The 19,608-nt window shown below is 70.4% G+C and carries 21 protein-coding genes; 16 read left to right on the forward strand and 5 right to left on the reverse strand.

The features are described from left to right. The first annotated feature begins 284 nt into the window (after nt 1-284). Nucleotides 285-1,259, forward strand: a complete 975-nt coding sequence (locus ACFC79_RS19370) for a peptidoglycan-binding protein (protein WP_376241633.1) — start codon at nt 285-287, stop codon at nt 1,257-1,259. A 177-nt stretch (nt 1,260-1,436) separates the two neighbouring features. Further along, complete coding sequence (locus ACFC79_RS19375) at nt 1,437-2,294, forward strand: peptidoglycan-binding protein (RefSeq protein ID WP_376241679.1); 858 nt, start codon at nt 1,437-1,439, stop codon at nt 2,292-2,294. 15 nt (nt 2,295-2,309) lie between these two features. Here ACFC79_RS19375 and ACFC79_RS19380 read toward each other — a convergent pair whose 3' ends face one another. Further along, complete coding sequence (locus tag ACFC79_RS19380; RefSeq protein WP_376241635.1) at nt 2,310-2,561, reverse strand: hypothetical protein; 252 nt, start codon at nt 2,559-2,561, stop codon at nt 2,310-2,312. A gap of 160 nt (nt 2,562-2,721) precedes the next feature. On the opposite strand from ACFC79_RS19380, the gene ACFC79_RS19385 reads away from it, so the two are divergent. Continuing rightward, nucleotides 2,722-3,294 (forward strand): helix-turn-helix domain-containing protein, encoded by a 573-nt coding sequence (locus ACFC79_RS19385; RefSeq protein ID WP_376241637.1) that lies wholly within the window; start codon nt 2,722-2,724, stop codon nt 3,292-3,294. Nucleotides 3,295-3,417: 123 nt separating this feature from the next. Next, nucleotides 3,418-3,759: a S26 family signal peptidase gene (locus ACFC79_RS19390; protein ID WP_376241639.1), complete on the forward strand. Its 342-nt coding sequence runs from the start codon at nt 3,418-3,420 to the stop codon at nt 3,757-3,759. Between the two features lie 86 nt (nt 3,760-3,845). On the opposite strand, the gene ACFC79_RS19395 is transcribed toward ACFC79_RS19390, so the two are convergent. Beyond that, complete coding sequence (locus ACFC79_RS19395) at nt 3,846-4,826, reverse strand: phosphotransferase family protein (RefSeq protein ID WP_376241681.1); 981 nt, start codon at nt 4,824-4,826, stop codon at nt 3,846-3,848. A 247-nt stretch (nt 4,827-5,073) separates the two neighbouring features. Between ACFC79_RS19395 and ACFC79_RS19400 the strand changes: the two genes are divergently transcribed. The 4 genes from ACFC79_RS19400 (at nt 5,074) to ACFC79_RS19415 (ending at nt 9,795) form a co-directional block, all read left to right on the forward strand. Further along, nucleotides 5,074-5,322 (forward strand): helix-turn-helix transcriptional regulator, encoded by a 249-nt coding sequence (locus ACFC79_RS19400; RefSeq protein WP_376241641.1) that lies wholly within the window; start codon nt 5,074-5,076, stop codon nt 5,320-5,322. After that, nucleotides 5,319-5,849: a hypothetical protein gene (locus tag ACFC79_RS19405; RefSeq protein WP_376241643.1), complete on the forward strand. Its 531-nt coding sequence runs from the start codon at nt 5,319-5,321 to the stop codon at nt 5,847-5,849. Before ACFC79_RS19400 ends, ACFC79_RS19405 begins: the two co-directional genes overlap by 4 nt. 279 nt (nt 5,850-6,128) lie before the next feature. Next, a complete protein-coding gene (locus ACFC79_RS19410; protein ID WP_376241645.1) occupies nt 6,129-8,414 on the forward strand; it encodes a hypothetical protein in 2,286 nt (761 codons plus the stop codon). Next, a complete protein-coding gene (locus tag ACFC79_RS19415; protein WP_376241647.1) occupies nt 8,404-9,795 on the forward strand; it encodes a hypothetical protein in 1,392 nt (463 codons plus the stop codon). The genes ACFC79_RS19410 and ACFC79_RS19415 overlap by 11 nt, the downstream gene beginning before the upstream one ends. Before the next feature lie 99 nt (nt 9,796-9,894). On the opposite strand, the gene ACFC79_RS19420 is transcribed toward ACFC79_RS19415, so the two are convergent. Continuing rightward, complete coding sequence (locus ACFC79_RS19420) at nt 9,895-10,545, reverse strand: HD domain-containing protein (RefSeq protein ID WP_376241649.1); 651 nt, start codon at nt 10,543-10,545, stop codon at nt 9,895-9,897. Between the two features lie 100 nt (nt 10,546-10,645). On the opposite strand from ACFC79_RS19420, the gene ACFC79_RS19425 reads away from it, so the two are divergent. Then, a complete protein-coding gene (locus ACFC79_RS19425; RefSeq protein ID WP_376241651.1) occupies nt 10,646-11,608 on the forward strand; it encodes a GlxA family transcriptional regulator in 963 nt (320 codons plus the stop codon). Nucleotides 11,609-11,852: 244 nt separating this feature from the next. On the opposite strand, the gene ACFC79_RS19430 is transcribed toward ACFC79_RS19425, so the two are convergent. Beyond that, nucleotides 11,853-12,647, reverse strand: a complete 795-nt coding sequence (locus tag ACFC79_RS19430) for an alpha/beta fold hydrolase (protein ID WP_376241653.1) — start codon at nt 12,645-12,647, stop codon at nt 11,853-11,855. 472 nt (nt 12,648-13,119) lie between these two features. Between ACFC79_RS19430 and ACFC79_RS19435 the strand changes: the two genes are divergently transcribed. The 7 genes from ACFC79_RS19435 (at nt 13,120) to ACFC79_RS19465 (ending at nt 18,851) form a co-directional block, all read left to right on the forward strand. Beyond that, entirely contained in the window at nt 13,120-14,076 is a 957-nt protein-coding gene (locus ACFC79_RS19435; RefSeq protein WP_376241682.1) for a transposase family protein, read from the forward strand. 73 nt (nt 14,077-14,149) lie between these two features. Next, nucleotides 14,150-14,509 (forward strand): DUF6204 family protein, encoded by a 360-nt coding sequence (locus ACFC79_RS19440; RefSeq protein ID WP_376241655.1) that lies wholly within the window; start codon nt 14,150-14,152, stop codon nt 14,507-14,509. Nucleotides 14,510-14,744: 235 nt separating this feature from the next. After that, nucleotides 14,745-15,200, forward strand: a complete 456-nt coding sequence (locus tag ACFC79_RS19445; RefSeq protein ID WP_376241657.1) for a MarR family winged helix-turn-helix transcriptional regulator — start codon at nt 14,745-14,747, stop codon at nt 15,198-15,200. Nucleotides 15,201-15,251: 51 nt separating this feature from the next. Then, on the forward strand, nt 15,252-16,262 hold the full coding sequence (locus tag ACFC79_RS19450; RefSeq protein ID WP_376241659.1) for an ABC transporter ATP-binding protein: 1,011 nt from the start codon (nt 15,252-15,254) through the stop codon (nt 16,260-16,262). Then, a complete protein-coding gene (locus tag ACFC79_RS19455) occupies nt 16,259-17,098 on the forward strand; it encodes an ABC transporter permease (RefSeq protein ID WP_376241661.1) in 840 nt (279 codons plus the stop codon). Before ACFC79_RS19450 ends, ACFC79_RS19455 begins: the two co-directional genes overlap by 4 nt. 173 nt (nt 17,099-17,271) lie before the next feature. After that, nucleotides 17,272-17,901 carry a TetR/AcrR family transcriptional regulator gene (locus tag ACFC79_RS19460; RefSeq protein ID WP_376241663.1) on the forward strand — a complete coding sequence of 210 codons (630 nt, stop codon included), beginning with the start codon at nt 17,272-17,274 and terminating at the stop codon, nt 17,899-17,901. A 74-nt stretch (nt 17,902-17,975) separates the two neighbouring features. Beyond that, nucleotides 17,976-18,851 (forward strand): VC0807 family protein, encoded by an 876-nt coding sequence (locus ACFC79_RS19465; RefSeq protein ID WP_376241684.1) that lies wholly within the window; start codon nt 17,976-17,978, stop codon nt 18,849-18,851. Here ACFC79_RS19465 and ACFC79_RS19470 read toward each other — a convergent pair. After that, a partial coding sequence (locus tag ACFC79_RS19470) for an RNA-guided endonuclease InsQ/TnpB family protein (RefSeq protein ID WP_376241665.1) occupies nt 18,733-19,608 on the reverse strand: 876 nt, incomplete at its 5' end. The two genes, ACFC79_RS19465 and ACFC79_RS19470, sit on opposite strands and share 119 nt — an antisense overlap.

A 19,608-nucleotide genomic window follows, 5' to 3' on the forward strand; every position in this document is an offset into this window, starting at 1 on the left:
CACCGCGGGATGACGGCCCGGGCATCGGATCACCGTCCTCCTGCGTTGAGCCGGCCACCTCACCTGCCGGGCAGGAATCCCGGCGACGCGGGACTATACCGAAGCCGTACGACGGCTCCGCACGTCGGGCGTGCGTGCTCGTCGACCCCACCGGACCCGGACGGACCGCCCCGGGACGCCCGCACGGGGCCGGGGCGGAATCGGCACGGCGGACATGCCGCCCCCGTACGTCGGTCGAACAGCCGATGTCTGTCGGACCGTCTGTTGCTACGTTTCGGCGCGCCATGTTCCTCGACGTGGGAGTCGGGTTGATATCAGCAACAGGAGTCAGTCGTACGTGGGTCGCCATTGCCGCAATATGCGCGGCCCTGGTGGTCTCGCTCGGTCTCGTGCAATCGGCTGCCGCCGCTCCGGTCTGGCCGGTCATCGGCAACGGCTCGTCGGGCCCCGATGTCACCGCCGCCCAGTACCTGCTGCGCAGCCATGGTCACGACATCGCCGCCGACAGCGAATTCGGCCCGGCCACCGAGAGTGCCACCGTGGCCTTCCAGCAGTCCAGGGGGTATGCGGCGGACGGTGTCATCGGTGCGGAGACCTGGCCCGGCCTGATCGTCACGGTCCGCGAGGGCGAGAGCGGCGACGCCGTCGCGGCGGCACAGACCGCCCTGAACACGTACGGGTACGGACTGACCGTGGACGGCCGGTTCGGACCGGCCACCGCCGCCGCAGTCACCTCGTTCCAGAACGACAAGGGCCTGTCCGTGGACGGCATCATCGGCCCCGAGACCTGGCAGAACCTCGTCGGCCACGGCGGCGGCGGTGGCGGCGGGGGCAGTTACTCCCTGCCCATCGCGCGCGATGCCCTGTCCCGCGGCTACTACAACGCGCCGCATCACGACTACCCGGCACTCGACCTGCCGGTGGGCACCGGGACCCCGGTGTACTCGGTGCGCTCCGGCGTGGCGAACCAGATCGACAACGACCGGTGCGGCCTGGGCTACGAGGTCGTCGGTGACGACGGCGCCACCTACTACTACTGCCACTTCTCCGCGCACGGAGTCGGCTCCGGTGCCCGGGTCGGCTCGGGCACCCAGCTGGGTCTGTCGGGCAGTACCGGCAACTCCACCGGACCGCACCTGCACATCGAGATCACCGCCGGTGGCGCCAACCGCTGTCCGCAGAGCTTCCTGTCGGCCGTCTACGACGGAACCACCCCGCCCGCGGCCGGCGACCTGCCGACCGGCGGCTGCATCGAATAGCCGATGCCAGGGCCCCGGCAGGTCTCGACGACTCGCCTGCCGGGGCCCTGACGTCGGCCTGCTCGTCCATCGCACCGATCTCACCACGGGGAGTCCGGGTTGAATGCAAGAACACTGATCACGAAACCGTCGGCCTGTCGTGTGTGGGTCGCGGTCACCGCGCTGTGCGCGGCCCTGATGATCTCGCTCGGCCCCGTGCAGTCGGCCACCGCCGCACCGGCCTGGCCCGCCCTCGGCAATGGCACGACCGGGGCGAACGTCGCCACCGCCCAGTACCTGCTGCGTGGTCACGGTTACGACGTCTCGGTCGACAGCGACTTCGGCCCGGCGACCGAGAACACGGTGGTCGCCTTCCAGCAGTCCAAGGGGTACGCCGCGGACGGTGTCATCGGTGCGGAGACCTGGCCCGGCCTGATCGTCACGGTCCGCGAGGGCGAGAGCGGCGACGCCGTCGCGGCGGCACAGACCGCCCTGAACACGTACGGGTACGGACTGACCGTGGACGGCCGGTTCGGACCGGCCACCGCCGCCGCAGTCACCTCGTTCCAGAACGACAAGGGCCTGTCCGTGGACGGCATCATCGGCCCCGAGACCTGGCAGAACCTCGTCGGCCACGGCGGCGGTGGCGGCGGGGGCTGCACGGTACCGGACCGGCCCGACCCCGAGGTGCTCACGGTCGTCTACCGGACCGGTGTCGAACTCGGTGTCAGCGACAGGGTGTTGCTCGCCGGGTTCGAGGCAGGCGTGGTCGAGTCGAACATGAACAACCTTGACTGCGGCGACCGGGACTCGCTCGGGGTGTTCCAGCAGCGTCCGTCGCAGGGCTGGGGCACGCCGGAACAGATCATGGACGTGTCGTACGCCTCGAACGCGTTCTTCACCCCCGCCATCCGGGTGGCGGCGGACAACCCGGACCTGTCCGCGGGCGAGGTGGCGCAGGCTGTGCAGGTCTCGGCCTACCCGGACCGCTACGACGCCGTGGAAGGCACCGCCCGCGAGCTGATCGAACGCGCCGGGGAACTCGTCGGCCAGTGATCGACGGCACGACAACTACGGCTTGAGAAGTGCGGCTTGAGAACTGCGGCATGAGAACTGCGGCATGAGAAGTGCGACATGACTGGATTCCGGTCCCGTGCCCGGCGCGGGGCCGGGACCGTTTCGGCTGCCGACCTCGGCCAGATCCAACCGAACCTGCCAAATCTCCCGGTCCGTACCATCGGACTCCCCGGCGGTGAAGTCCTTGTCGGTGCCGAGCGGCAACCCGGGCAGGTCGGCCACCGGGCCGGCGCCGAGTCCGGGCATGGCCTGCGGTACCTCGCACTCGTCCGGTTGCGGGTTCGCCGCCGCCCACAGGATCGAGGCAGGTCATGGCCTGGCCGGTGTTGCGGCCACTGCCGCGAGGGCAGTGCGGCTCCTCCTGCCGATATTGCAGAACCGCATGCCGTTTCGGCACCATGAGGACATGGGAACCACGAAGGGCGACATCCTGGCAGCGGTCGGACCACGCCTGCGGGAGCTGCGACGTCGGCGTGGCATGACGCTGGCCGATCTGGCCGAAGAGACCGGTATCAACGAGAGCACGCTCTCTCGCCTCGAAGGCGGGACGCGCAAGCCGACACTGGAGATGCTGCTGCCGCTCGCCGAGGTGTACGCGGTACCGCTGGACGAACTCGTCGGCGCACCACGTACCGGCGATCCGCGAATCCACCTCAAGCCGGTCACCCGCGGCGGCCTGACATTCGTGCCGCTCAGCCGCCCCGGCGGCGTCCAGGCACACAAATTGTTGATCGCGGCAAAGCCCGGCACGGACCCGCAGTTGCAGACCCACGAGGGCTTCGAATGGGTCTACGTCCTCGGGGGCAGGCTGCGGCTGCTCCTGGGCGAGAAGCGCCTGGTCCTCAAGGCCGGCGAGGCGGCCGAGTTCGACACCCACATCCCGCACTGGTTGGGCCCCGACGACGAGCAGACCGTGGAACTCCTCGTGCTGTTCGGGCCACAGGGGGAACGGGCACATCTCAAGACCCGCACCGCCTGACCCACCGGCCCCGTCCCAGCGGGGCGCCTACGACGCCTCACGTCCCTGACACCCCTGACGCCCGGCGATCAGCGGATGGGTGCATGGGATGCAGTGGCAGGCCGGGTTTCCGATGGGGCCACCGTGACGTTCCGGCCCAGTGGCTCCTCGATGGTCCCGCCGATACGCAGCCGGCAGCAGGTGGTCGTCGCTCCGGTCGACCCCTCGAAGCCGGAGGTCGGCGACATCGTCCTCGCCCGTGTCGCCGGGACGGTCTACCCGCACAGGGTGTCGTCCGTGGACCCGGCCGGGAAGCGGGGGCAGATCAGCAACAACCGTGGCCGCGTCAACGGCTGGACCAGCCGCGATCGTGTCTTCGGCATCTGTGTCGCAGTCGACGGCGTCATGCGGAAGGGAGCCGCGGGCAAGACGCTCACGGCCGACTCCGACGGCTCCTCCTCCTGCGGTTCCGGCCCCATGTGCTGATGGCATTTCGGAGAGTTCCGTCCGGCTTCCCGTCCCCGACGCACTCGGGGAGCATCGGCCCCGGCACAAGCCCGCAGGTCGCGTCCTCAACTCGGCTGGACCTGCGCCAGCGCTTTGTTCAGGTGGTGCTCGGCGACTCCCCGCATGAAGTCCCGGTCGGGGAAGTCCCCGTCGAGGAGACGTAGCGGGCCGGCTGTCAGCGACAGATGCTGGGTGAGGACGTAGAGCGCGAGGCGGCCTTCGTCGAGGCCGTCCACTGCCAGCTGCCGGTACTGGCTGTCGGTGTGGCGGAGGCGCAGGAACGCGTGCTCCCACTCGACGTCGAAGTACAGCAGGTTCTCGATGTCGATCACCACGGGGTGGCCGTCCCTGTCGACCATGACGTGGTCGAGGCCCAACTCGCCGTGGACGACGGAGTACTCGGCGCGTGGCCGTACCGCCGCGGTCAGCCGACGCAGCCGCTCCTCCAACTGATCACGGGCGTCGGCGATCCTGTGGTCGCGCGCGCTCGCCTCGGCGAGGCAGCGCAGCGCGAAGGCGAGCGCCGCCTGCTCGCACGAGGACGAACGTGATGTGCCGCCCCGCTCGATCAGGGCCACCTTGCCGAAGGACGGCGCCCGGTGGCCACGCATCATCGCCAGGCTCTCGGCGAGGCGCATCATGGTCGGCTCCGCGGCGCGCGGGTCGCGATTGCGCAGATCCATCAGATCCTCGCCGGGCACATCCTCGACGATCGCGAGGTCGGCCGGGTAGAGGGTGCGGTCGCGGTCGACCAGGTGGATCTTGAGCACCCGAAGGCCCAGCGCCTCCAGCCGCGCGTGCGCGGCCTCGAACAGGTCGAGACCGATGCCGGGCGAGAACGGGTCGGCGAGATCGCCGTCGTGCTCGGTGGCCGGCCAGTAGTTCTCGGAGTCCTCCCACAGATAGGCGATCGCCGTCATGCCGTCGTCCATCGTCAGCCGGTAGACGCCCTTCGTCGTGCCGCCGGCGAGTCGCTCGACCGCCTCCAGCCGTCGCCCACCGCCCAGCGCGGCCCGTGCCGCACCAGCCAACTGATTCCGAGTCACTTCCCTGGGTGCCACGCCCGCAACCCGCCTTCCGTGTCGACGACTGGAGCAGCCTACGCACGCCGTCGTTCAACTCCGAACGAATTTGATTCGAAGGTGCCCTGCGTGATTCGAGAACGGGCGCCGGCGGCACGTCCCACGCGGTGGAGGGAGAGACGGTGCAGGCATGGGCGTCGACCGCCGATTCCGGCCCCGGGAGCGCCGCCGACGGTTGTCATCCTCTTTCAAAATGTAGTACTTCTTATACATGGGTGAGCAGCTGTACAACAGACTGGCCGTGGCTCGCACCGAGCGGAAGGTGTCACGGCAGCGCCTGGCCGACGAGGTGGGAGCGCACTACCAGACCATTGGCTACATCGAGCGGGGGCAGTACAACCCGAGCCTCGACCTGGCGCTGAAGATCGCGAAGTTTTTCGAACTGCCGGTGGAAGCACTGTTCTCGCTGGAGCCGTTCCGGCCACTCACGGATGAGATCCACGGGAAGAAGACGTCATGACCACGACACGACTCACGCGCTACGACCGCAGCATGCTGCGGCTGATGAACGACCGCCGAGCCATGCCGCTGTACGCGACGGCCGCCCGTCGACGCCTGGTGGTCGCCGTGCATCTGATGCTGACCGCGGCCATCGGCTCCCTCATGGCCTACGCCTCCCTTGCGGACGGCACACCTGTCTGGGCCTTGGTTGTCATGGCGGTGCTGCTGCCGCCATGGATGATCGCGACCGGTGCGATCAACGGGGCCACCCGCGGCCTGCTCGAATTGCGTGAACGGGCGCTGGATGAACGGCAGTCCGATGAACGCGCTCGGGTGCAGGCCCGCGCCCATCGCGTGATGTCCTTGCTGTTGGCCGCAGCCGCCGCCTGCCTGCTGATTGCGCATGTGGCCGACGGTCACGCCCTGAAGACGTACGCGGCCCCGGTGCTCGTCGCCGTTCTCGCGGTGCACTGGCTGATGCCGCTGTGGGTGGCCGGTCTGATGGTGCGGGACGAACCGGCCGAAGAAGACGGCCTCCTGACCTGACGGGTCCGAGAAGACGCGGCCCGTCCGGATGCCCTTGAGGCGGACGCGGGGAGTGCGGGTCTCCGCCGCCCTGTCACACGCGTACGCCTCGGACCGCCGAACGCGCGGGCGTGGGCGCGAACCCGTTCGCCGCGTCCGGGCGTCGTCACGTCACCGATGAAACCCGAACAGAACAAATCGATTCATGACATCCGGTGGTTCATCCGGATCAGGGGGCATCCGTACGTGTCCGAAACGGGCGCGGGTAGAGTGACCGGCCGAACCACGGGGAGGGCGCCGATGCGGACGCCGGCAAGGATACGGAGACGGGGCGGGGCGTTCAGGGCCCGAGCGGGTGCGGCGCTCGCGGCTCTCATGCTGCTCGGCGGCGCCGGAACAGCCGTGGCGGACGGCCCCGGCACCACGCCCACCCCCACAGCCACAGCCACAGCCACAGCCACAGCAGCGTCGAAGGCGGCGGACGGCGCGAGCCGGCCCGAGCGCCTGGCCGAGGAGCTCCGCAAGAACCCGGTGTACGTCTCGGCCGACCGCCCCCGCAGGCTCCCGCGCTCGCTCGCCCCGGACATCGCCGCTCTCGCCGCACGTACCGGCGTACCCACCTACGTGCTGGCGCTGCCCGCGGGCGACGACACCCTGCTCGCACTGGTGCACGACCGGCTGGGCAAGACCGGCCTGTACGTACTGATCAGCGAGTACAGCAGCATCCACGCCGCCGCGTTCGGTGTCGACGTCCCGGTCGAGGAGGCCGGCCGCGTCGCCCTGTACGGCACTCCGTACGGGGCCGGTCCGCTCGCGGCGTTCGAATCCTTCGTCGACGCGATCGCCTCCGGCCACGACCGGGCCGCCGCCGAGGCCGACAAGCTGTACGAGCGCTACCGCAAGGACGGCAAACCCGAGGAGTACATCAGCTCCACCGACCGGCAGAACCAGAACCTGCTGCTCGGCCTGGCCGTGGTGGTGATCCCCGGTCTGGTGCTGGCGCTCGGCACGTGGTTCGCCCTCCACCGGTCGCGACCGGCCGGAAAGGCCGACCTCAAGAGGGTCGCCGGTCCGAGGAATCGATCCGTCTCCCTCGACAAGAGTGCGAGCAAGAACTCGGACAAGGGAGCGGGGAAGACCCCCGGAAAGGGGTCCGACACGGGTTCCGGCAAGGCCGCGGTGAGGCCGCAGGCGCCGCCGCGCGCCCGGTTCGCCGCCCGTCGTCGCGGTGTGCTGCCGGTGACGGTGGTCGCGACGGCGGCGGCCGTGGTCGCCGTGGTGCAGCTCGCCCCCAGCGTCTTCCCGCAGACCGTCGACGGCCCGTACCTCCGCATCACCGAGGGCGACCTGGACGCCCGGGTGGAGGAGGTCGCCGCCGGGCTCGCCGCCGGGCCGATCTACCAGGACCTGTCCACCGCGGAGATGCTGAACGGCGCCGACCTGCCCGTGATCCACCGGCGACTCGCCGAGCTCGAACCCGAGGGCCCGGTGTACGTACTGGTCACGACGAGCAACACCGACGACGAGAGCGGTGGCGACCAGGACATCCTGCTCGCCCGGGTCCATCAGCGCACCGGCCGGAACGGGGTCTATGTGCTGATCGACCCGGTGTCCGGCAGGATCGCCATGAACACCTTCGGCACGGACCACGACACCGTGGGCCGTTTCATGCGTCTGCCGTCCTCCGTCATCTACCCGGAGTACCGCAGGGACGGTGACATGCAGGTGGTGCCGCGTCTCGACAAGGCCCTGGACGCCGTCGCCGAGGCCGAGCCGAGCAAGGGCTACGACCCCGCGATCCGCGAGACCGAACTGCCCCCGCTGCACGACAACCGGCTGCCCAGCCTGTTCACCAGCGACTTCGGGCCCGGGGTCGCGCTCGGCACGCTGCTGCTGTGTGTGCTGCTGCCGGTCATCTGGCTGGTCCTCGCCCTCATCCGGCTGCTGCTGCGCTCGCGCCGCACGGCCGCGGTCGAGCCCTCGCCGCCGCAGCACGTCGGGCCCCGGCACGCCGCCGCGCTGCCGTCCGTGCGACAGCTGCGCGCCTGGGCCGCCGCCGATGTCCGCGAGCTGACCGGGCGGCTGGCCGCCACCGCCCAGGACACGCCCGGCCGCACCCGCGCCTGGGACTGCCTGGACGCCGCCGAGCTGCTGGCCGGCGCCGGTGACGGGCACCCGGACCGGGCCGCCGGGGCGGGCGATCTGGCCGCCGTCGCGGTGCTCGCCCGGGCCGGGCTCGCCGCTCTCCGGGGGCAGCTCCACCCGACCGTCTGCCGGCTCAACCCCCTGCACGGCGAGGCCACCGGCGGCCGGGTGCCGGGGTGGCTGGTCGACCGCGGCATCGGCCCCGGGTCGGCGCGGCTCTGCCCCGCCTGCCGGGACGCCGTCCGCAGCAGCGGAGTCAGCCGCGGTACCGCCGATGCGGCCGCCCGCGAACGGGTGGTCTCCGAACGGCTGCTGAGCCTGCCCGGGGCTGACGGCCGTACCCGGATCGCCTGGAACGAGGCCGGGCAGGTTCTGCCGGGCGCCCGTGAAGGGCTCGAAGCACTCATCCTCAGGGCCAGGGAGTCCGCCGGTGTCCAGTGAACCTCCGACCAGTCGACGCCCGACCGACAACCACGCGTCCAGGGCAGCCCGAAGCGCGGCGCGCGGTGTTCTCCATGCCGCCACCCGCGGCCCGGCTGCCGGGCTCGTCGCCGCTCTGCTGCTGACCTGCGCGACGCTGTTCGCCGCCGGCGCCGCCGCCCGGGCGGAGACCTCGGGGACCGGGCCGTCCGCGGCGACGATCGCCGAGGCTCTGGCCGACAACCCCGTCTACGTCGATCCGGCCTACGCGGCTGCCGTCAGCGCTTCGCAGCAGCAGGACCTGGTCGACCGGATCGCCGGGACCGGCCTGCCGATCAAGGTGGTGCTGGTGCCCCTGAAGAAGGGCGACGCCTTCGGCGGCAGCGCCCAGTCGCTCGCCTCGGTGATCCAGGGACGGCTGGACCAGCAGCGGCTGATCCTGATCACCAACAACGAGTACGGGAAGTGGCTCAACGGCACCGAGTGGCCCACCGACGCCCACCAGACCCGCGATGCCGTCGCCGCTGTCGGGTTCATGAAGGAACTCGACGACGCCGGACTGGCCGCCCGGATCGCCAGGGCCGTACAACTGATCAAGGACGGGAACGGCACCGAGGCGTACAAGGCCGAGACCGCCAGGCTCGACAGGGAACGCTCGGCCCGGCCCGAGGCCGGGGAGGACGCGCCCGGATCGTCCTCCGGTGGCGGTCCGGGGACCGTGCTCGCGATCGCCGCGGTGCTGGCTCTCGCGGCTGTCGGCGCCGTGTTCCTGGTGCGCCGCCGCTCACCCCGGCACAGCGCCTTCACCTTCCCGGACGCCGTCTTCGCCGCCGACCGGGCCGCCGACGAGGCCGGGCTGCGCCGCCGGGCCGCCGACGAGCTGCTCGCCCTCGGCGGGGCCGTGGAGGACGCCGACGGTGCCACCACCCCGGGCCTCGACCGGGCCCTGGACGCGTACGACGCGGCCGGCCGGGTGCTGGACGCCGCACAGGGGCTGCCCGACCTGGTCGGTGTGCTGGCCCTGGTCGACGAGGGGCGCTCCGCCCTGGCCGCGGTTCCCGGGCTTCCGTTGTGCTTCTTCGACCCCCGGCACGGCACTGCTGCCCGCCGTGCGGTGTGGCGCCCGCTCGGCCGCCGCGAGCGGGTCGACGTCGCGGTCTGCGAGGACTGCGGCCAGGCTCTCCGCACCCGCCGCTCGCCGCAGGTGCTGGCGGTCCGGGATCAGGGCCGTACCGTTCCCTACTTCGAGGTGCCGGCCGAGCGCAGCCTGTGGGCCGCCACCGGCTACGGTTCGCTGCTGTCCGGCCCCGACGACACCCTCGCCGCGCGGGTCGGTGCCGGTGAGTTCAGCCGCGCCCGGAAGCGGTCGGGGGACCAGGACGGGCCCGAGGACAGATCCTGACGTTCCCTTCGAGGCTCTGAACGGCGGGACCGCGGCGGCCCGTTGGGCGGCGGGCCGCCGACGTACCGTCCGTACTCGCAGTCCGCCCGGGGCACGGGGTCACTCCGGCCAGTCGGAGCCCTGGATGACCTCCACGAAGTCACCGCGCTCGAAACCGGGCACGAAGTGGGCCAGCACATCGGCCTTGACGTTGCCGAACGTGGTGTCGGGGCGGTCCTTGATGCCGTCCGTGAACGCGGCGAGGATGCGGTTCTTGAAGTCGGGGCGGGGGTGCGCAGCGACCACTGCGGCGCGCTGCGCGTCGGTGACGGCGTGGTAGCCGATGCCCAGGACGTCCAGTTCCACACCGCGGGTGACGAGGGCGATCTCCGGCGCCATGTGCAGCGGGATCTCCGGTGTGGTGTGCAGTGCGATGGCGGTCCACACACGTTGGGCCGGTTCGCCGGTGATGCCGTGCGCCCGGAGGAAGCGCCGCGCCTCGTCCGCGCCGTCGATCTCGAACCGCTGATCGGTGCGGGCGAAACGGTCGGTCAGGCCGAGGTCGTGGAACATCGCCCCGACGTAGAGCAGCTCCGGGTCGAAGTCCAGCTTCTGCTCGGCCCCGCGCAGCGCCCCGAACAGGAACACCCGGCGCGAGTGGTCGTACAGGAGCGGGGTGGCCACCTCGCGCACCAGCTCGGTCGCCTCCCGCGCCAGCGCGCTGTCCGGGATGCGCACGCCGGCGATCAGCCCGGTCGTCTCGGTCGTCATGGCTTCGCTCCTCGGGGAAGATTCGGTGGGCTCCTCCACATTCGCTCACGCCATAGGCTCGCGCCATGTCCGTACAGACACATGCACCACAGATTCAGACATGACCCGGCGGGTCGGCTTTCTCGTCTTCGATGCCGTGACCCTGCTCGACGTCAGTGGCCCGTTGGAGGTCTTCCACCAGGCGGCGCGGCTCGGCCACCCCTGTACAACGCTCCTGATCTCCCCGCACGGCGGCCCCGTCACCACCTCCAACGGGGTCGCACTGGCCGCCACCGCCGCACCGCACGACGTCGGCCCCCTGGACACCCTGGTGATCGCCGGGGCCGATCATCTCGCCGACCCCGGCCCCGAGAGTCCGCTCCTGGCCGTCGCCGACACCCTCGCCGGGCAGGCCCGACGGGTCGCCTCCGTGTGCACCGGCGCCTTCGTCCTGGCCGGGCTCGGCCTGCTGGACGGTCGCCGCGCCACCACCCACTGGCGGCACGCCCGTGAACTCGCCCGCCGCCATCCCCGCGTCCGCGTCGAACCGGACGCGCTCCACATCCGCGACGGCCGCTATCACACCAGCGCCGGCATCAGCGCAGGCATCGACCTCGCCCTCGCTCTCGTCGAACACGACCACGGCCCCGACACCGCCCGCGACATCGCCCGTGAGCTCGTCGTCTTCATGCAGCGCCCCGGCGGCCAGTCCCAGTTCTCCACCGCCCTGGCCACCCCGCCCGCCCGCGGCGACCTCCTGCGCACCCTCACCGCCGCCGTCCTCGCCGACCCGGCCGCCGATCACAGCCTGCCCGCCATGGCCTCCGCCGCCGCGGTCAGCACCCGCCACCTCACCCGCCTCTTCCACACCGAGCTGCACACCACCCCGGCCCGCTGGGTCGAACGCGTCCGCCTGGACCGCGCCCGGCAGCTCCTCCTCGACGGCCACAGCATCACATCGGCCGCTCGCCACAGCGGCCTCGGAAGCGACGAGACCCTGCGCCGCGCCTTCGCCCGCCATCTGGGCACCACCCCCACCGCCTACCGCAGACGCTTCGGCACCACCCGCACAACCGCTCCCTGAACGGCGATCGGTTGCCGATGCATGTGCCGCCCCCGGGGCCGTGGACCCGCGGCGGCCGACCGCACCGCAACATGCCCGCGACCTGAGCCCCGACGGATGGCGGCTGATCGCACTGGATCAGCGGGGCACGGGGACTCCGACCGGGCATCGAATGGTCCATGCCGCACATGCGGTTTGCGCCTGACGAGACGGACCGCCCGGCCCGGGTCGGCCGCGCGGGACCGGCAGCCGACGCGGAACCGGGTCAGCCCCAGAACTCCCGCAGGACGGCGTTGACGACGGCGGGCTCCTGGGTGTGCGGGTAGTACCCGGGCACCCGCAGGAGGCGGCCCCCGAGGGAGTCGGTGAGGGACTCGGCCACGGCCATGAGGGGGAGCCCCACGTGCTCGCGGTACGCGGCGGGCGCGCGCTCCCAGGTTCCGCAGATCACCAGAACCGGCAGGGCGGCGCCCCGGATCGCCTCCAGCGGGATTTCCGCCTCCCAGATGGGCCGCTCTCTCATGGAGGTGGCGACGGCACGGAGCCGACGCGACGTGGGCTCGGGCATGGCCATCCCCAACCCCTCGGTGGACGCACGCAGATACTGCTCCGGCGTGACGTCGTCCGGGATGCCCGGGGCGCCGTCGCGCACCCGGTCGAGGAGGTCGGCGACGACTGGATGGTGCGCGGCGGCGGTGAAGGCGGAGGGCTGGATGAGGACAAGGGAGCGGACGAGGTCGGGTCGGCGCGCGGCGGCGATGAGCGCGGCGACGGCGCCGTTGCCGTGCCCCACGAGGTGGGCGCCGCCGAGCCTCCCGGCAAAGGCCCCGTCGCCGAGAACCTCCACGACGTCCTCGGCGTCGACGTCGAAGTCGCTGCGCTCGGTGTCCGGACTGTCGCCGTAGCCCCGGCGATCCATCAGGAGGAGCCGCCGGCTGTCCGCGAGGGGCCGCTGCCCGGCAAACCCGTATGCGGAGTCGCTGCCCCAGGTGAAGATGTTGTGGATGAAGAGAGCGGGCGCAGCAGCGGCCGCCGGGGCCACTGGTGCCACTGGCGCCATCGAAGCTGTCGCGCCCCGGCCTCCTCCGAACCGATCGCGGTCATCCCACACGGTCACGTGCACGGCCACAGGGCACCCCTCCCATAGCTGAGGAACGTCAACTCCCGTGAGAGTAACGGCTGTCCCGTAATCCGTTGTGGATCAGCGCGCGGCGTCAGATGTGGCGCATCGCAAGGCGGAAGGACACCCTCATACGGGATGTATGCGGGCGTTCCGACAACACGGCGAGGTGCCCCATCTGTCGTCTCGCGCCCACCAGGGACGGGCGAGTACCGCCTGCCCGCGCACAGTCACAACCCCGCCGCCCCGCCTCTCCAAGCCTCCAAGCCTCAAAGCCTCAAAAGATCAATTCAGAAACTGACCGGTGGATCGAGGCTTACGGGCTGACCCGCGATTGATTGTGGGTGGGCCGTGACATGACGAGGGCCGCGCGGGTTCTTGAGGTGTGAAGATCAAGCAGGCCCGCGCGGCCATGTCTCATCCTGCCTTCTGCGGCGTTACATACCAACATCTCGGCGAGTTGATCGAAGAACTCGCGCCACGCTGGGAAGCGCGCTGTGAGTCCGGACGCCACGAGCGGCGTCAGGGCCGCCGCAGGCGGGAGGCCGGAGCCGGGCCGAGGTACGAACTCGTCTTTACCGACCGCGTGCTGGTCACCCTGGTTCACCTGCGGACCGGACTCACACACGCTGCCCTGGCCGTGATCTACGAGGTGGGAACCTCAACCGTCGGCCGCGCCGTTGCCGAGATCCGGCCACTGCTGGCCGACCGCGGATTCGCCGTGCCCGACAGACCCGGCCTGAGGCTGCGAACCCTCGGGGACGTCTTCGCCTATGCCGAGGCCGAGGACATCACACTGCGGATCGACGGCACGGAAACCCAGGTCCGCCGTCCCCGGGCGAACCGCCCCGGCCGACGTGCCTTCATCTCCGGCAAGCGCAGGCAGAACACCATCAAGATGACCACGATCAGTGATCACCAGGGCCGCACCCTGTGGTCCGGCGCCGAGCGGCCTGGCCGGATGCACGACCAGACCGCCTTGCGCACCGAAGGCATCGCCGAGCAGTTCCGTCACCGTCCCACGGTCAGGGCAGAAGTCGACGAGGGCTACCGGGGTCTGGCCAACAAGTTTCCCCACCAGATCTCGGCACCGCCAAGGAAGCCGAAAGACCTCGACGGCGGGCCGCTGAGCGAGAGGCACGCCTGGCGTGAAATGCGCCGCCGCCAGTCCTCCCGCCGGATCTGCGTCGAGCACGCCAATGCTGAACACCGGCAGTGGCGCCCGCTCCAGCGGTACACCGGACGGCGTGAGGACTACGGCGCCACCCACCGAGCCATCGCCGGGCTCGTCTCCGACCGCGCCGCCAAACGGACCACCCAGCGCAAGACGAACACCGCCCTCGTACCCGTCAGCGCGAAGGTCTGCTGAATCACCCACCAGCCGAACCCCCAGGCCAGCACGCCCAGACATCAATCGCGGGTCAGCTCGTTAGTGTCATGGGATGAGTACTCGCACCTTCCGTATCACCGTCCGCGGTGTCTTCGACGGACTCAACACCGATCAACGAGCCGAACTCCTGGCCCGTGCCGCGGAGCACGACGTTCTGCGCGCGGCCTTCACGCCCGAGGGGCACCTCAGTTACGACCTGGCAGCACGATCCGCCTTCACCTTCCGTTTCCTGGATTCCGGGGAGGAAGAGGAGGACATCCTGGAGGCGTCCGAACGCGCCGAAGAGGCGGCGAGGGCGTGGCTGGCCGAGCGCGCCTACGGCTACAAGAACCTCAGGTCCCAGGCCGAGGACCTCTCCCAGGCACCGCTGAGCAAACGGCAGCGCCGCGCCGCAGCCCAGAAGAACCTCTGAAGCCTCCGGCTGCATGTTCTTCACCCGGCCGTCGAGCGTTGCTCGCCACGCGGTCCGGGCCGGGCGGCGCTCATCCCGGTGAGCATCGCAGCGGGGAGACGACGCTCGGGCCCACGGCTCGGTAGCGGGACCCCGGTACCCCAAGCTCCTACCCAAGGCTCCCATCCGGCCATCAACCAAACAAATCCTTGACTGCTCAAGCTCCTGATATGCTTGAGCAGTCAAGGAGGTGGCAATGACTGATGCACTGGACGCGTCGCTGCGTCTCGTGAGGGCCCAGACGGCCCTGGTGAAGCGGTTCGACGCGAGTCTGGGGGGGCTGCACGGGGTGAGCCTTGCCGACTTCACGATGCTGCTGCGTCTGGGGCAGGCGCCCGGCAGCCGGATGCGCCGGGTGGACTTGGCCGAGGCGCTGGGCCTCACCGCCTCCGGGGTGACCCGGGGGCTGGCGCCGCTGGAGCGGATCGGGCTGGTGACGCGCGAGACGGACGCCCGTGACGGCCGGGTGGCCTACGCCGCGCTGACCGACACCGGCCGCGCGCGTCTGACGGACATGCTCGCCACGGCGGAGCAGGTCGCCGCCGAGATCTTCGCCGCGCCCCCGTGGAGCAAGGAGGACGTCGGCCGCTTGTCCGCGCTGCTGACGCGCCTGGGCGGCACCGGCCTGCCCGGCCACACCCTCACCCCATGACCCCCGGCACGTCTCCCGACGGATGCCTCATCCGCACCTTGGAGCAAGCACGTGAATCCGACCCCCGCCCCCGCGCCGCCCCTCGCCCCGGCCGCCACCACGGCCCATGCCCCGACAGCCATCCGCACGGAGGGCCTGCGCAAGGTCTATCCACGCGCGCAGGGCGACCTCGTCGCCGTGGACGGGCTGGACCTGGCGGTCCATCAGGGTGAGTTCTTCGGCCTGCTCGGCACCAACGGCGCCGGCAAGTCCACCACCATCGGCATGCTCACCACCCTGGTCGCGCCCAGCGCCGGAAAGGCGTGGGTCGCCGGGCACGAGGTGGGTGCCGACCCGGTCGGCGTGAAGTCCCGCATCGGTGTGGTCTCCCAGGCCAACACCCTGGACCGCGCGCTCGGCGTCGCGGACAACCTCGCCTTTCGCGGCCGCTACTTCGGCATGGCCGCCCCGGCTGCCCACCGCCGCGCGCTCGAACTGCTGGAGCGCTTCGGTCTCGCCGACAAGGCCGACGCCAAGGCCCACCAGCTCTCCGGCGGCCAGGCCCGCCGCGTCATGATCGGCCGGGCCCTGATGCACCTGCCGGAGGTGCTCTTCCTCGACGAACCCACCGCGGGCGTCGACCCGCAGGCGCGCGAGGACCTCTGGCGGATCATCGCAAGCCTGCACGAGACCGGCCAGACCGTGGTGCTGACCACCCACTACCTCGACGAGGCCGAGGCCCTGTGCCAACGCCTGGCCGTCATCGACCACGGGCACCTGCTCGCCTGCGACACTCCCGAGGCGATCAAGACGTCCAGCGGAGCGCAGACGGTCGTCACCGTCCACTACGACGGCGATGCCACCGCGGCCACCGACGCTCTCCACAACATCCCCGGCGGCGCCCACGACGTGGCCGTCGACGGCCCGACCGTACGGGTTCGCACCACGCATCCCGACGGTGTCCTGGGCCATCTGCTGCGAGCCGGCAGCGCGGCCGGCCTCACGGTCCGCGACGCCACCACCACACCCCCCAGCCTGCAGACCGCCTTCCTCACCCTGACCGGACGCGACTACACACCATGACCACCGCGAACGCCCTCGCCACCGCTCCCCGCCCGCTGTCGTCCCGCCGGGCCGCCTGGCACGCCTACCGCGCGCTGACCGCGCGCGACCTCCACGTCCTGGGCCGCAACCTGCCCGCACTGCTCGTCCAAGTCGGCCTCCAGCCGCTGCTGTTCACCTTCGCCTTCGCCTACGTCATGCCCAGCATCGGCAGCGGACCGGGCGGTGCGGTCTCGTTCTCCACGATCCTGCTGCCCGGCCTGATCGCCAGCACTCTCACCTTGCAGAGCATCATGTCCGTCACCGGGCCGCTGGCCGCCGAGCTCGGCCCGGGCCGCGAGATCACCGACCGCGCCCTGGCGCCCCTGCCCGTCTGGGCCCTGGGCCTGCAGAAGATCACCTCGTCCGCGATCTTCGGCCTCGTCTCGACCCTCGTCGTCGTCCCGATCGTCCGGCTCGTCCACGCCCCGGGCAACGCGCCCCGAGTCCACGTCGACAACTGGGCCCTGCTGCTGACCACACTGGTACTCAGTGCGCTGCTCGCCTCCGCCCTCGGGCTGCTGCTCGGAACCGCCATCGACGCCTCCGCCTTCGGGGCGCTGCTCGGCCTGCTCCTGGCCGCCGCCACCATGCTGGGCTGCGTCTACTACCCGTGGACCGCTCTGCACCCGATCCGCTGGGTCCAGGTCCTGACCCTGGCCAACCCGCTCGTCTACATGAGCGAGGGCCTGCGCGCCAATCTCACGCCCTCCACCGGCCACATGCCCACCTGGGCCTACCTCACCGCCCTCACCCTCGGCACCGCCGCTCTGGGCTGCCTCGCCCTCCGCCGCTTCACCCGGCGGGTGCAGACCTGACTCCGCTTCTGCCGCAGCAGATGCCGAATGCGCTGCGGCAGGTCCGGAAGGGCGGGGCAGGGCGTGACGATCGAATCGGGGCAACTGGCCGTCGAGGCAACTGGCCGTCGGGGCAACTGGATTGTGACACTCAAGGCGAGGAGGCGTCAGACCGCATGGTCTAATATCTGACCATGCGGTCTGACGCTACAGAAGGGCGAACCTTCATCGAGGAAGCACGGCGCCGTCAGTTCATCGACAGTGCGATCGAAACACTCGACAGGCTCGGCTTCTCAGGCACCTCGGCTGCGGAGGTGGCCCGCGGTGCCTCAATCGCCAAGAGTGCGCTCTTTTACCACTTCAAGAACAAGGACGAACTGCTGCGTGCCGTCGTCAGCGATCTCTACGCCCTCGCAGCCCAGGAGATCGTGAAGGACATGGCCACCGCGGATGGGCCGCGTCAGATGCTCATCCGGTACATCCGCAGCTGCATCCTGTTCGCCTCCGCTCACCCCCGTTGGATCGGCGCCGCGATGGAAGTCATCCAGAACTTGCGCGACGCGGACGGAGCTCTGGTCTTCGGGGCTGCGACGAACCGACCGAACATCGACGCCATTGAACAGATGCTGCGCGAGGGGCAACGCAACGGAGACTTCCGCGACTTCGCCACCAGGCCGATGGCCGTGTCCATCCGAGCGGCCATCGATGCCGCACCGGCGTACTTCGCCCACGAACCCGACCCGGACCCTGGTGCGTACGCCGATGAACTTGCGGCGCTCTTCGACCTGGCCACACGCCGGACCGACGCCAAGGAGGACACGTGACCGAGCACCCCGCCGAGGCCACAACAGCTCGCTCCGAGTCGAAACCCTCGTACGCAGGGACGTCCTGGCCGAAAATGGCTGGCGCGCTGGCCGGAGACGTGGTGATCCCACTCGTGGCCTTCTACGGCTTGCGAGGCGCGCAAGTGAATCAGTGGTTGGCTCTCGTGCTCGCCTCACTGGCCCCGGCCGCCACTGTCGCCGTGACCTGGGTGCGTCAGCGTCGATGGGACCCGATGGGGACCTTCGTGATCGTGGCAATGACATTGTCGTTGGCGGTCGCGCTCGTTACAGGTGACCCACGCACGCTCCTGGCGCGCGAGAGCTGGATCACCGGCCTGTTCGGTGTGTGGGTCATCGGCTCTCTGGCCACATCCCGCCCCTTCCTCCTGGACATTGCCATCAAGCTCAGTACGCCGGAACTGGCAAATCGCGTTGCCCACTTGTGGCAACACAGTGCTGTGTTCCACCGATGGATACGCACCGCAAGCCTCGCCTGGGGCGCAGCCTTTCTGCTCGACGCCGGTACCCGCGTGCTCATGGCCTACACCCTTCCGGTCGACAGCGTTCCGCTGCTCGGCGTCGTCCTCCTGATCGCCGCACTCGTCATCGCGCAAGGCGCCACCATGCTCCTCGGACACCGCAGCGGCGCCCTCAAGCTGCTTAAGCCCGGCTCGGAAGTCATCTCGTCCGGTGAGTCGGCTTTGACGCTCATCCCGCCTGAAGGCGGGAGATTCCCACCGGGCCGCCGCTGTCAAGTGGCGGTCGTAGGTGGTTCCTGTTTCCTCACCCGCTGCCCGGCACGCCGGGTCTTACATGGGCTCCGCAGGCGTTTTACGTGTCCGGGCGCCCCTCGGCCACGATGCGCCGCCCTTCGCGGCGAAGGTTGGATTCGGCGTTCTCGTCCCGGTCGTGGGCGGCTCCGCAGGAACACACCCAGTTCCGGACCTTGAGCCCCTCCAGTCCCTTTGGCCCCTCGATCGAGCCGCAAGCGGAGCACAGTTGGGTGCTCGGAAACCAGCGGGAGACCTTGACGAAGGTCCGTCCGTGCCGCGCGCATTTAGCTTCGAGGGTGCGGGCGAACATGCCGAGGGACTGGTCATGGATAGACTTGCCGCGCTTGCCCTTGGCGGCGCCCATGCCCTTCACGTTCAGGTCTTCCAGGTACACGGCTTGGCTCTCGCTCGTGATTCTGCTGGTTTCCCGCTCGATGAAGTCGCGTCGCTGGTCGGCGATGCGTGCGTGGATCTTCGCTACGGTGAGCTTGGCCTTGTGCCGGTTGTTCGATCCCTTCTGGGTGCGGGACAGCTTGCGCTGTGCCCGCTTGAGCTTCTTGGCCTGGCGGCGGAAGAACTTCGGTGAGGCGATTTTCCGGCCACGCAGGACGGCATAGGTGGACAGGCCCAGGTCGATGCCGGTCTCGGTGGCGTCCAGGTCCAGCTCGGGAAGTGGTTTGTCCTCGGCCTCCACCACGAAGCTGGCGAAGTACCTCCCGGCCGCGTCCTTGATGACGGTCACGGACGATGGGGCGGAGGGAAGCTCGCGCGACCAGCGGACTTCCACATCGCCGATCTTCGGCAGCCGAAGCTTGCGGTCGGCAGTGAGGGAGAATCGGGCGTTCGTGGTGAACCGGATTGTCTGGCGGCTGGTCTTCTTCTTGAATTTCGGCGGCCCCATCTTCGGGCCCTTGCGGGTTCCGTTCTTCGAGGC

The sequence above is a fragment of the Streptomyces sp. NPDC056061 genome (genome assembly GCF_042266885.1).
In the GTDB taxonomy this organism is placed as follows: Bacteria; Actinomycetota; Actinomycetes; order Streptomycetales; family Streptomycetaceae; genus Streptomyces.

Bases quoted from the DNA above. Each gene is read 5' to 3' on its own strand.
- ACFC79_RS19385 (WP_376241637.1), top strand. From the start codon at position 2,722: ATGGGAACCACGAAGGGCGACATCCTGGCAGCGGTCGGACCACGCCTG.
- ACFC79_RS19440 (WP_376241655.1), top strand. From the start codon at position 14,150: ATGAGTACTCGCACCTTCCGTATCACCGTCCGCGGTGTCTTCGACGGA.
- ACFC79_RS19425 (WP_376241651.1), top strand. From the start codon at position 10,646: ATGACCCGGCGGGTCGGCTTTCTCGTCTTCGATGCCGTGACCCTGCTC.
- ACFC79_RS19405 (WP_376241643.1), top strand. From the start codon at position 5,319: ATGACCACGACACGACTCACGCGCTACGACCGCAGCATGCTGCGGCTG.
- ACFC79_RS19410 (WP_376241645.1), top strand. From the start codon at position 6,129: ATGCGGACGCCGGCAAGGATACGGAGACGGGGCGGGGCGTTCAGGGCC.
- ACFC79_RS19375 (WP_376241679.1), top strand. From the start codon at position 1,437: ATGATCTCGCTCGGCCCCGTGCAGTCGGCCACCGCCGCACCGGCCTGG.
- ACFC79_RS19455 (WP_376241661.1), top strand. From the start codon at position 16,259: ATGACCACCGCGAACGCCCTCGCCACCGCTCCCCGCCCGCTGTCGTCC.
- ACFC79_RS19420 (WP_376241649.1), bottom strand. From the start codon at position 10,545: ATGACGACCGAGACGACCGGGCTGATCGCCGGCGTGCGCATCCCGGAC.
- ACFC79_RS19465 (WP_376241684.1), top strand. From the start codon at position 17,976: ATGGCTGGCGCGCTGGCCGGAGACGTGGTGATCCCACTCGTGGCCTTC.
- ACFC79_RS19445 (WP_376241657.1), top strand. From the start codon at position 14,745: ATGACTGATGCACTGGACGCGTCGCTGCGTCTCGTGAGGGCCCAGACG.
- ACFC79_RS19460 (WP_376241663.1), top strand. From the start codon at position 17,272: ATGCGGTCTGACGCTACAGAAGGGCGAACCTTCATCGAGGAAGCACGG.
- ACFC79_RS19370 (WP_376241633.1), top strand. From the start codon at position 285: ATGTTCCTCGACGTGGGAGTCGGGTTGATATCAGCAACAGGAGTCAGT.
- ACFC79_RS19435 (WP_376241682.1), top strand. From the start codon at position 13,120: ATGTCTCATCCTGCCTTCTGCGGCGTTACATACCAACATCTCGGCGAG.
- ACFC79_RS19380 (WP_376241635.1), bottom strand. From the start codon at position 2,561: ATGCCCGGACTCGGCGCCGGCCCGGTGGCCGACCTGCCCGGGTTGCCG.
- ACFC79_RS19400 (WP_376241641.1), top strand. From the start codon at position 5,074: ATGGGTGAGCAGCTGTACAACAGACTGGCCGTGGCTCGCACCGAGCGG.
- ACFC79_RS19430 (WP_376241653.1), bottom strand. From the start codon at position 12,647: ATGGCGCCAGTGGCACCAGTGGCCCCGGCGGCCGCTGCTGCGCCCGCT.